Annotated in this window: 16 protein-coding genes and 1 tRNA gene; 13 read left to right on the top strand and 4 right to left on the bottom strand. The window is 56.5% G+C overall.

The window, feature by feature from the left end:
* Window positions 1–10 precede the first annotated feature (10 nt).
* Both B7449_RS20995 and B7449_RS04410 read right to left on the bottom strand, forming a co-directional pair.
* Window positions 11–175 (bottom strand): hypothetical protein, encoded by a 165-nt coding sequence (locus tag B7449_RS20995; protein WP_158003636.1) that lies wholly within the window; start codon window positions 173–175, stop codon window positions 11–13.
* Between the two features lie 204 nt (window positions 176–379).
* Window positions 380–676 carry a hypothetical protein gene (locus tag B7449_RS04410; RefSeq protein WP_141654683.1) on the bottom strand — a complete coding sequence of 99 codons (297 nt, stop codon included), beginning with the start codon at window positions 674–676 and terminating at the stop codon, window positions 380–382.
* A gap of 119 nt (window positions 677–795) precedes the next feature.
* On the opposite strand from B7449_RS04410, the gene B7449_RS04405 reads away from it, so the two are divergent.
* A complete protein-coding gene (locus B7449_RS04405; protein WP_039734576.1) occupies window positions 796–1,059 on the top strand; it encodes a hypothetical protein in 264 nt (87 codons plus the stop codon).
* Between the two features lie 151 nt (window positions 1,060–1,210).
* Complete coding sequence (locus B7449_RS19665; protein WP_141654685.1) at window positions 1,211–1,483, top strand: hypothetical protein; 273 nt, start codon at window positions 1,211–1,213, stop codon at window positions 1,481–1,483.
* Window positions 1,484–1,534: 51 nt separating this feature from the next.
* On the opposite strand, the gene B7449_RS04400 is transcribed toward B7449_RS19665, so the two are convergent.
* Window positions 1,535–1,792: a transcriptional regulator gene (locus B7449_RS04400; RefSeq protein ID WP_082084755.1), complete on the bottom strand. Its 258-nt coding sequence runs from the start codon at window positions 1,790–1,792 to the stop codon at window positions 1,535–1,537.
* A gap of 81 nt (window positions 1,793–1,873) precedes the next feature.
* On the opposite strand from B7449_RS04400, the gene B7449_RS04395 reads away from it, so the two are divergent.
* The 11 genes from B7449_RS04395 to B7449_RS04345 all read left to right on the top strand — a co-directional run bounded on the left by B7449_RS04395 (window position 1,874) and on the right by B7449_RS04345 (window position 8,780).
* Window positions 1,874–2,854 carry a helix-turn-helix domain-containing protein gene (locus tag B7449_RS04395; protein ID WP_082084754.1) on the top strand — a complete coding sequence of 327 codons (981 nt, stop codon included), beginning with the start codon at window positions 1,874–1,876 and terminating at the stop codon, window positions 2,852–2,854.
* Between the two features lie 125 nt (window positions 2,855–2,979).
* Window positions 2,980–3,537, top strand: a complete 558-nt coding sequence (locus B7449_RS04390; RefSeq protein WP_141654686.1) for a hypothetical protein — start codon at window positions 2,980–2,982, stop codon at window positions 3,535–3,537.
* Window positions 3,534–4,148: an ORF6N domain-containing protein gene (locus B7449_RS04385; RefSeq protein WP_052279998.1), complete on the top strand. Its 615-nt coding sequence runs from the start codon at window positions 3,534–3,536 to the stop codon at window positions 4,146–4,148. Before B7449_RS04390 ends, B7449_RS04385 begins: the two co-directional genes overlap by 4 nt.
* Entirely contained in the window at window positions 4,148–4,405 is a 258-nt protein-coding gene (locus B7449_RS04380) for a hypothetical protein (protein ID WP_039734578.1), read from the top strand. The genes B7449_RS04385 and B7449_RS04380 overlap by 1 nt, the downstream gene beginning before the upstream one ends.
* A 57-nt stretch (window positions 4,406–4,462) precedes the next feature.
* Entirely contained in the window at window positions 4,463–5,893 is a 1,431-nt protein-coding gene (locus tag B7449_RS04375) for a hypothetical protein (protein WP_039734579.1), read from the top strand.
* Window positions 5,890–6,153 carry a hypothetical protein gene (locus tag B7449_RS04370; protein ID WP_039734580.1) on the top strand — a complete coding sequence of 88 codons (264 nt, stop codon included), beginning with the start codon at window positions 5,890–5,892 and terminating at the stop codon, window positions 6,151–6,153. Before B7449_RS04375 ends, B7449_RS04370 begins: the two co-directional genes overlap by 4 nt.
* Entirely contained in the window at window positions 6,153–6,629 is a 477-nt protein-coding gene (locus tag B7449_RS04365; protein ID WP_039734581.1) for a hypothetical protein, read from the top strand. Before B7449_RS04370 ends, B7449_RS04365 begins: the two co-directional genes overlap by 1 nt.
* Window positions 6,626–6,847 (top strand): hypothetical protein, encoded by a 222-nt coding sequence (locus tag B7449_RS04360; RefSeq protein WP_039734582.1) that lies wholly within the window; start codon window positions 6,626–6,628, stop codon window positions 6,845–6,847. Before B7449_RS04365 ends, B7449_RS04360 begins: the two co-directional genes overlap by 4 nt.
* A 195-nt stretch (window positions 6,848–7,042) precedes the next feature.
* Window positions 7,043–8,101 (top strand): tyrosine-type recombinase/integrase, encoded by a 1,059-nt coding sequence (locus tag B7449_RS04355; protein WP_039734584.1) that lies wholly within the window; start codon window positions 7,043–7,045, stop codon window positions 8,099–8,101.
* 66 nt (window positions 8,102–8,167) lie between these two features.
* Window positions 8,168–8,257, top strand: a tRNA-Ser gene (locus B7449_RS04350).
* A 58-nt stretch (window positions 8,258–8,315) separates the two neighbouring features.
* A complete protein-coding gene (locus B7449_RS04345; RefSeq protein ID WP_158003638.1) occupies window positions 8,316–8,780 on the top strand; it encodes an Arm DNA-binding domain-containing protein in 465 nt (154 codons plus the stop codon).
* A 55-nt stretch (window positions 8,781–8,835) separates the two neighbouring features.
* On the opposite strand, the gene B7449_RS04340 is transcribed toward B7449_RS04345, so the two are convergent.
* Complete coding sequence (locus B7449_RS04340; RefSeq protein WP_039734585.1) at window positions 8,836–9,255, bottom strand: hypothetical protein; 420 nt, start codon at window positions 9,253–9,255, stop codon at window positions 8,836–8,838.
* Window positions 9,256–9,266: the final 11 nt, after the last annotated feature.

Raw genomic sequence — 9,266 nt, 5'->3', positions numbered from 1 at the left:
AGATGATAGCTTATCGCCCTGTCCGAAAAATGGGGACCACCTCTTCCTGCCGCGCCATGAACATGCGGGCCAGATCGGCCTTGTGACCGCCCTGCATGAGCATGTCGCGCATGACGGGATCTTCGGGGAAATGGCGGCTGTTATGGCCGCGCCGGGGCATGGGAATGACGTTCATGCGTGTGTTCCGTGCTGGGGCCGGTCTGTGTTGACCGCCCGGGAAACTTTGTCGGGAGTGATGGAGGGATGTGCGTGGCCCCTCATCGACGCGACCGCCTGTGCCACAGGTCGGCCCGCCACTTGGCAATTTCGGCATTGTGGATGTGGATGCGGCAGATGGACCGCCAGCGGGCGGCCATCTTCAGGCAAAACCATTCCCAGATCATGCAGCCTCTTTCTTGAGCGCATCGAGACGTGCGCTTAGCAGTTCGGCCTCAGCGATGTGTCGTCGCTGTTCGGCCTCCAGGTGGGCCGCGAACCGGGCGCGCACGCGCAGCCATTCGCCTGCGGTAACGCTCCTGATTTCGCGATAGATACAAGCGCGGACCCGCCGTTCCGTCAGGCCAAGAAGCCGCGCGGTATCGTGGATGGCCGCCTTCAGCCCGCGTGCCTCCTTGCGGGCGCGGACGGCTTCCGTGACGATATCGGCGAACTCATTGACTGCGATTTCGGCTGTCATTTGTGCCCCTCGGACAAAATGCTCCACGCGCCTGGACGACATACTCCACGCCATTGGACAATTCCTGTTGCAAGATTCCGGTTGTCGAGGCCGGGAACAGCAACAGGATGAAGGAGCGTATGGAGGAAACTGGAAAACGGAACGATGCCACGACGGGGCTGGACGCCCTGTCGCGCATCGACATGGCCCTGCTGGGGCTGGCGCAACTGCGCGCGCAGGCCGGTGCGTATGAATACGTGCAGGCCGCAAAGCTGTGTACGGCGCTGAGCGCCACGATCCTGTCGCCCACCCTGCTGCCGGTCACCACCATTCCCATGGCGCCGGTGGTGAGCCAGCCGCTGAACCGGCTGATCCACGGGCTGCAGCATGTCGGGGTGGTTTAGGGAGAGAGCAGCACAGGGCATCAGATGCTCTCACCCGTGCCATGCGTACCGGGCTGTAGGGCCGCATCACCAGACGTGGCTACAGTTTCAGCACGGGAAGGAGTCGTAACCTCCTTCCCGTTTTCACCATCTTGCACAGAGGATGAACGGGATGCCTGCACCTGCGGCAACATTGAAAGTAACACTTCTTGGTTTACGTCGCGAAGGCGAAGGTATTTTGCCTGGCTCTGTAGAAGTGACCCTATCCCTGCGCGGATCGACTGAAGGCAAGGAGTGGCAAGCCACCCTGTCAGCCCAAGTTCCTGCAGAAATGATGTCAGGCTATCTTCAAAACGGTCTCCGGACAATTTCGCAGAAAGTTCTTGAATTAATTGTTCGCGGGTATGGTCTGGCAACGAACTCAACTGCGCTGACTTGGGAATGATTACTCCCATGTCCTGAGCGTGCTGGATAACATGTTCGATCGCGTGATTGCTCACTGCCCGCTCTCTCCCTGCACAAACTGCCCAGTGGGCCGCACGACCGTCACGCCATCGAACAGGTCAGGGCGGAGTTCTTCGCGCGAGATTTCACCTCGTGTCGCCTTTTCAATACGGAGAGCAATTTCCACTGGAACGCGCGTTGACTTGTTCAACCACCACCACACATGTCCTTGTTTTTTGCCGACAGCCTTCGCCAATCCACTTTGACTGCCAAAAAAATTTACAGCTTTTTGTAAAACGTGCGTTTTCATATGACATAAATACCCAAAAAACCTCTCGAGTTACAAGCATTTTTGTAATCTGGGGATGGGAAAATCTATTACAATAGAACTATGGAAAGTGATTTTGCATCCCGCCTAAAAAGGGCACGGAAAAAGAAAAGTATGTCGCAGTCTGCGCTCGCTCGTGCAGTTGGAATTACACCTCAAGCTATACAAGCAATGGAAGCGGGTACCACCAGCAGTAGTCGGCACTTATTGAAAATTGCGCAGATCTTGGAGGTTGATGCAATTTGGCTTCAGCACGGCTACGAGAATATAACGGCGGGAGTGGAACCTGGAGAAATAATCCCTATAGGCACTGGGCCAATGGTATTATTTCAGAAAACAGATAAAAAAATAGATGAACGGGAAGACTGGCGTTTTGACGTTCCTAATATTCCCTACGTAGATCATTCCGTTCCTCTCTACATTGCGTCTCCTATAGCAGTCGCAAATATGCCCGCGCCCGCGCGAGACCATATAGCGAATATGCTTTTTCTATGGATTCGCGGTATTCATCAGAGCATCACTGAGGATAGAGCAAGAAGGCTTTCCTATTGGGCCTTTTATAATATTTTAAATACAAGCCCAGCAGAATGGCTTCCCAGACCGGGCTATCTAAAAGATATTCCCAGATCCTATGCATTATATGTCAATGGAACAAAAAACCCTTCCGTAATCATGCATAGGGATCTGACAGACACAGTCTTGTACATCACTCCTGAAAAAAGAGTTTTGATAAATACGCCAATAATAATTTGGCATAAGACAAATACATTTATTATGTGTGAATATATAAATGAAAGTGATGATTTTATAGAAATTATCGATCAAGGGTTAGTTATAGATCATTACATATCTAACTCAAAATTAAAAAAAGAAGATCTCGATGAAAACGTAGATTTCCCTTTTACAATAAAAATACCAAAAAATGAAATTGTAGCAGTGCATACTATTTTAGGGGCTCATTTTGGAGTGCCACGTAATGACCTTGTTGACAGATGGCGTGAGATCAAACTGATTGAAAGGGAAAGCATACAAAAAGACTTGTAGATTGTAATTTTTGTTGTATCTTCCGCCTATCACCTGTTGACGGAGCGGCTGAACCCACGGAAATCCCGTGGCCGATATACCTCCTGACGCTGGTGAGACACTCATTTTGAGTCGGGAGAGGCTTAATGTCAGGACGACACGGACGGATCGAGGGTGCGCGACTGCACTTCCGCCTGCCGCCAGATCTCAAGCGATGGCTTGAGGATCGCGCAGCAGGCCGGGTCCGGACCATGGCCAGTGAGCTGGTCACCATTCTTGAAGAGACACGTAGCGATGAAAAGGCGAAGCGGGCGGTAGCAAGGCAGTCCCTTGTGCCCCAGCATGCGTCCGCAAAACGGATGGATGCTGACATTGGTTCGCCCAGTATGGCAAATCAAACATCCCCAGCCCCTGCCCTGTCCCACGCTGAAATCGACTTTGGCGAGGCCATCCAGAACCTGTCGCGCGAGAAGCTGATTGCGTTGGCCGATGACCAGTGCAGCAAGCTGTGCCTGATGTGGGAGAACGTGCTGGAACTGCTCGCCCTCAATCTGGACGACCGCCGGGTGTACGAAATCGCGCAGGACATGGCGGAAACGCTGAACGACAATTCCGTGGAACATGAAGTGTTCTATGGCGGCAAGGCGCGTGAACGGCTGCTGTCGCTATTCCCTGCCCTTCGCGGTGAAGGGAATGCGGCATGAGTAACGTCACGATTAATGGCAGGCCGGTATCCATTCTGGAATATCGTGGGCAGCGTGTCGTCACGCTGGCTATGGTTGATGCCCTACACCAGCGGACCGAGGATACCGCAGGGCGTAACTTCCGCGCCAACCGCAAACGCTTCATTGAAGACACAGATTTCTTCTCCGTTTGCACCGACGAAATTCGTCGGAACAAAATCATGGAGATTTCCGCCAAAGCACGCGGTGAAATCACCCTGCTGACCGAAAGCGGTTACCTGATGCTGGTGAAGTCCTTCACGGACGATCTGGCATGGACGGTGCAGCGCGAACTGGTCACCGGCTACTTCCGCGCGCCCCGGCAGCCGGACCTGCCCCGTAACCCTCTGGCCACCATGGAACCGACCGAACTGAACGCCCGCATCGGCGCGTGCCGGCAGGCTTCGCGCCAGTGGGGCAAGTCAGCCGGTGCGTGGGCATGGATCAAGGCTGGACTGCCCCGTCCTCCTCGTGAACTGCTCAGTGCGGCCGAGAATGCGGTGCTGGATGCTGTTGACGGCAGCAAGCCTGCACCACCGCCGGTCCAGCGCCGGATCATGATTATTGAAGATGTTCAGGGAGGGTTGCGCTGATGGGTGCGAAACAGACCGATGCTGACAGCGCCCTCATGATCGCGGGCATGGTGACAGACGCGCACGGCAAGGTGGAACGCTACATCACGTCCCTCAACCGCCTTCCGGCAGATGGCCTGCCTGCCGACTTCGCCGCAGCCGTCCTGCTGGTCAACAACGCCACCGAGATCATCCTTGGCCGGTACGGGGCCGCCGCCGCCCGCACCCTGCTTGATGCCGGGGTGGACCGGCTGAACACCCTGACCCTGCAAAAGTAATCAATCCCGATCGGCTGCCATTACCAGCCTGATACAAGTATTCAAGGAAATCGAAAAATGTCCGAAACCATCTCACGCCCGAAGTGCGTCCAGATGCCTGCGCCCGCCATTGTTGTGGAGGACCAGATTGACCGGGTTCTGGAGCAGGTCGCGGCTCCGGTTGACCTGCCTGCTTTTGCCACGCCAACACAGATCGGACGGCGGTTGGCTGTGGTAAGCGCCACCATCGATAAGCTGGAGCAGACGGAAGATCCTGCCGGATTGGGCTATAACCTCTACCTTGAAGAATACCATGCCCTGATCGACCGCATCATTACCATGCAGCCAGATAATCTGCATGATATTGCGGCCATATTGGGGGCATCAACAGATCGCCTGTTCATGCTGAAAAGTTACAAACACAACCCAATCCATGTGGAGAACCACGCTGCACAGTTCCAGCAGATTATCTACGGTATCCTGCGTTTTCTGATGCACACCGGGATCGATATCGATGCCCTGGCACCGACGCATGAAATCCAGCGCATCCTAGGCACGGAAGCCGAAGCCACGCCATCGGCCCTCCGCGATCTGGCCGATACGATGGAGCGGCAGTTTGTCGAAATCGGAAATGTCCCTGATAACGAATGGCCCATAGATCATGGCCCGCAGGTTCTCATGGATTACTGGGCCAACGTGGATGCCACGCAGAAGCAGACCGTCCAGTCGGCAGAAGATGTAGTCAGTCTGGCGCGTATCGCGCGCACGCTGGAAAATTCCCTTGCGGAAGGCGACAAATGCCCTGCCCTGGAAAACATTCACCGCATGCTGGTTTCGGCCATTCTGGATGGGTACCTGCCATCGCCGGCTGGTCGGGATGCCTCGGTCATAGCGAAGGCGACGGCGGCCACGACTTTCGGGCGGCATGTTGATGATGCAGCCGATCATTTCCCCAATGATGAAGCCGGGAATGAAGCACTGGTGCGTCTGGTGAACAAGCGGGAGGACATGATGGATGACCTCATACGCTGTAAGCCAACTTCGCTGCAGGGCTTTGCTGCCATGGCGCAGGCAATCGTGGAGTCCGATCCCGGCGTGAAGGAAGGCGGCGAGCCGACATCCGACTCCAGACACCTGGCAGCATTTGCCCGCCATCTGGCCGCTGCTGCCCCGCAGTCCGGCGTAAATCCGGACATTGCCCTGATTAATGACTGCAATCGCTTCTGTGTGATTGAAGCGCGAAGCAACAAGCTCTGGACTGAGGCTAAAACTCGGCAGGAAGAGGATGCTGCCACACTCGCATGCGCCCCATTTGAGGAAGAAAGCCGCGCGCTGATGGAACGGATCACGGCGCTGGAAGCCCATACCCCGGCAGGCAATACCGCCCGAGCGCGTGCCCTGTCCCTGTTTGCCCCTGACCTGCTCGAACCCTCCGAACGGCTGGATTGTGCTCAGAACATGCTGGCCGCTCTCGCCCGCGACACACTGGCCATGGGAGCCTCGGCATGAGCGACGATCTCGACAATATCTCGATCACGCCCCGCGGCATGGGTGCCCTGATTGCGGAACTCGGGGCAACGGATAACGAGGCCGCTTTCTGCCTGCGCCTGCAGGGCCATCTGATAAGCATGGTCCGCAGCTATACGCAGCAGGGATATTCCGATGCAGAAATCGTCGGGTTCATAAAGCAGATCGCCGATGGTGCCGCCCTCCGCCGCAATGAACTGCGGCCGATCGCCAACATTCACCATACGCCGGGACATGCGTAATGGCTGTCCACAAGCCCGACCGTCGTTATACCCTGCAGGACGATGCCCTGATCCGCTCCATGCGGGCGGAAGGCCGGACCTGGACGAATATCGGCAGGATATTCGGGGTGCATGGCACCTCTATCCGCCAGCGCCTGATCCGCGTGTTGCAGGAAAACGACCCGCACCCCGATGCCGAGCGCCTGCGCGAGGCAGCCCGACGCAAGCAGGCGGCGCAGCAGGAAGCCACCCCGCCCCGGCAGCCCCTCGCCCTCCGCACGCGTGATGGCGCGTTCAGTATCGCGGCCCTGCAGATGCTCCATCACCAGCAGGCGGCAACCGCGGGCCATATCCGCGCCACCATACAGGAAATCGCTGCATGGGCCCGCAGCAACAGGCTGCCGCCTGCCTGCCGGGGCACGCTGGCCCGTATCAATGCATGGCGCACGCGGGAAGGCCTTCCGCCCTTCGTGCTCCAGAAGGAGAAAACATCGTGACCGACACCAGCATGGACGATGAAGGCCCGCGCCCTGAATTCAACCCTGAGCCGCACGCCTATGACCGCAGGGTACGCGCCATTCCCATGGGAGAACAGACCATTGCAGAATCGCTCCGTATGCTGGCCCGGTCATGGGCCGTGCTGAACCCGAACGCCACCATTGAGGAACGGCAATACCTGGCGGCGCTTGTCGCGACGGAAATTGCAGGGCGATAGCGGCATGGACACCATCCCCCAGATCACGCAGCGGGTGCGTCTGGCCGATGTTGCCCGCATCACCACCCTTTCCACCCGCCAGATCCAGAAGCTGGCCTCAGCCGGGCAGATACCCGGTGCGGCCAAGTTTGGCCGGATCTGGACGTTCGATCCCATCAAGGTCCACGCATGGATCAATAATCAGGAGGCCCAGGTTTGTCAGGCCGCGCCAACGCCAACATCTACCTTCGGGGCAAAATATATTGGGGCCGGGTCCAGATTGCCAGCCGCGAGCATAGAAGCAGCCTACGCACGACTGACCCGCGGGAAGCGCGGCGCAGGCTCCGGCAGTGGAAAACGGAACTCGAGCGCGAGGCCGTAACCGGGGACAGTGACCAGCTTTTTGAGGAAGCGGTCATCCGCTGGATCACCGAAGTGCTGGAAACCTCGGTCAAGCCCCAGACCATGCGGCGCTACACCATCTCCATCCGCAGTCTGGAAGCCACATTCAAGGGCGTGCGGGTGCGTGACATCACCACCCGACTGATTTCCAATTTTGTATCCAGCCGGTCGGGGTGTGTCACCAACGCCACTATCCGCCGGGACCTGACCGCCCTGTCCCGCCTGCTGTCGGCCTGCGTGGCATGGGGCTGGATCACCAGCAATCCGGCCCTGTCCTTTGACCGCACGATCATCCGCGAACGACGCGACCCGATCACGCTGCCCTGCCCCGATTCGGTAGCGCGGGTCAAGGCTGCCTGCCCGCCCGGCATGGCGGCGATTCTCGACCTGCTGGAACAGACCGGCATGCGGGAAAACGAGGCCGTCAGTCTGACAGGCGACAACGTGGACCATGAACGCCAGCAGATCCGGCTACTCCGCACCAAGACGAGTCGGCCGCGCACGATCGCATGGGTCACACCGGGCGGAAACGCAACCGCATTGCTTGGGCAGACACCCCGTACCGGCTGCCTGTTCCCAAACCGGGATGGACAGCCCTATCGCAACGCAGCTTCGAACTACGGACAGATCATGCGCCGGGTAGCAGCACGCTGTGAAGCAGAGGGGATTCCCTTTACCCGTTTCCGCATCCATGACCTCCGCCACGCCTTCGCCATCCGATGGCTCAAGACAGGCGGCGACATCTACCGGCTAAGCCGCCATCTGGGGCACACCTCGGTCAAGACGACCGAGATCTACCTGTCCGCCCTGACAGCAGATGAACTGGACCGCGTGCTGCATGTCGGCACAAAAGACGGCACAGAGACCCCATGAATGTAGCGGTTTTTGTGCATGCTGACATCTAGACGGCGGCGGCAGACCTAGCTAAACAGACGATATGGAGAGGTGGCCGAGCGGTTGAAGGCAGCGGTCTTGAAAACCGCCGTGCGTGTGAGCGTACCGTGGGTTCGAATCCCACCCTCTCCGCCAAACCGGCATCCCAACCCATACCAATCTGTTTCCGAAGGCTGGTTTTCTGGCCTTTTTTGTGTTTTTCCTATCCCTGTTGTTCCCTATTTGTATCAGACATAACCAGCAAGTATCAGCAAATCGCGGGTATGGAGCGGGTAAAGGAGAACTGCATGCTGACCAACACAAAAATCCGTTCGGCCACGCCGGAGGATTATTTGTGCATGTCACGGTCAGTGGCAAGAAAATCTGGCGGCTCTGCTACAAATTCCAGAAGCAGGAAAAAACGCTGACACTGGGCAATCATCCATCTGTTACCCTGACGGACGCACAACAGAAATGGAAAGAGGCCAAACGTATTCTGCGCGATGAGCGTAACCCGGCCCCATTTTCAGTTCCAACCGGAAGGACAGTTGTCCGCCGCCATGATGAAACCGGTCTGGGCAGGAATCAGCACGACCGGTATTCAAACGTCGGCCTAACCAGACATCATTCGTTCTTAAACAGCAGTAGATTTACAATACACATACTGATTCAAAAATAACGTATCAGAAAAAAGATCATCCATGCAGATGATCTTTTTCATTCACAGTACGACGTTATTTCACGACACCCCGGTTCTTCAACATGGCCAGGATCTCGGGTGAAGGGTGGCCATATATCTTGTCATATGTATGCGTATAATGTGCATCCATGTTTTCCAGATAGCCCCAGTAATGACCATTGCCATCAAATGCGATCGTCGTGAAATTCATGCACATATGGGGCTGGCAGCCGGAAATATAGGCAATGTTGTTGACAACGCTTGCAGGCCCCACGACCCCGTGCAGGAACCCGTTGATAACCTTGTAATCGCTTCCCGTCAGTTTTTTGATATCAGCATTGATATCACCCGCACGGGAATCCTTCAGGACATCAGGCGTATATGTCTTGTTGACCCAGGAAATATCTTCAGCATGGGCGACGACAGGCAGGGCGACTACTACAAATCCCGCCATCAGAAATTCTTTTATTTTCATTCTTCTTCCCT

Source organism: Komagataeibacter intermedius TF2 (assembly GCF_000964425.1).
GTDB lineage: Bacteria > Pseudomonadota > Alphaproteobacteria > Acetobacterales > Acetobacteraceae > Komagataeibacter > Komagataeibacter intermedius.
The sequence above is the reverse complement of the archived record's forward strand: the minus strand, read 5'-3'. Positions and strand labels throughout refer to the sequence as shown.

Coding starts and splice junctions, on each gene's coding strand:
- B7449_RS20995 (WP_158003636.1), bottom strand. CDS start 175: ATGAACGTCATTCCCATGCCCCGGCGCGGCCATAACAGCCGCCATTTC.
- B7449_RS04410 (WP_141654683.1), bottom strand. CDS start 676: ATGACAGCCGAAATCGCAGTCAATGAGTTCGCCGATATCGTCACGGAA.
- B7449_RS04405 (WP_039734576.1), top strand. CDS start 796: ATGGAGGAAACTGGAAAACGGAACGATGCCACGACGGGGCTGGACGCC.
- B7449_RS19665 (WP_141654685.1), top strand. CDS start 1,211: ATGCCTGCACCTGCGGCAACATTGAAAGTAACACTTCTTGGTTTACGT.
- B7449_RS04400 (WP_082084755.1), bottom strand. CDS start 1,792: ATGAAAACGCACGTTTTACAAAAAGCTGTAAATTTTTTTGGCAGTCAA.
- B7449_RS04395 (WP_082084754.1), top strand. CDS start 1,874: ATGGAAAGTGATTTTGCATCCCGCCTAAAAAGGGCACGGAAAAAGAAA.
- B7449_RS04390 (WP_141654686.1), top strand. CDS start 2,980: ATGTCAGGACGACACGGACGGATCGAGGGTGCGCGACTGCACTTCCGC.
- B7449_RS04385 (WP_052279998.1), top strand. CDS start 3,534: ATGAGTAACGTCACGATTAATGGCAGGCCGGTATCCATTCTGGAATAT.
- B7449_RS04380 (WP_039734578.1), top strand. CDS start 4,148: ATGGGTGCGAAACAGACCGATGCTGACAGCGCCCTCATGATCGCGGGC.
- B7449_RS04375 (WP_039734579.1), top strand. CDS start 4,463: ATGTCCGAAACCATCTCACGCCCGAAGTGCGTCCAGATGCCTGCGCCC.
- B7449_RS04370 (WP_039734580.1), top strand. CDS start 5,890: ATGAGCGACGATCTCGACAATATCTCGATCACGCCCCGCGGCATGGGT.
- B7449_RS04365 (WP_039734581.1), top strand. CDS start 6,153: ATGGCTGTCCACAAGCCCGACCGTCGTTATACCCTGCAGGACGATGCC.
- B7449_RS04340 (WP_039734585.1), bottom strand. CDS start 9,255: ATGAAAATAAAAGAATTTCTGATGGCGGGATTTGTAGTAGTCGCCCTG.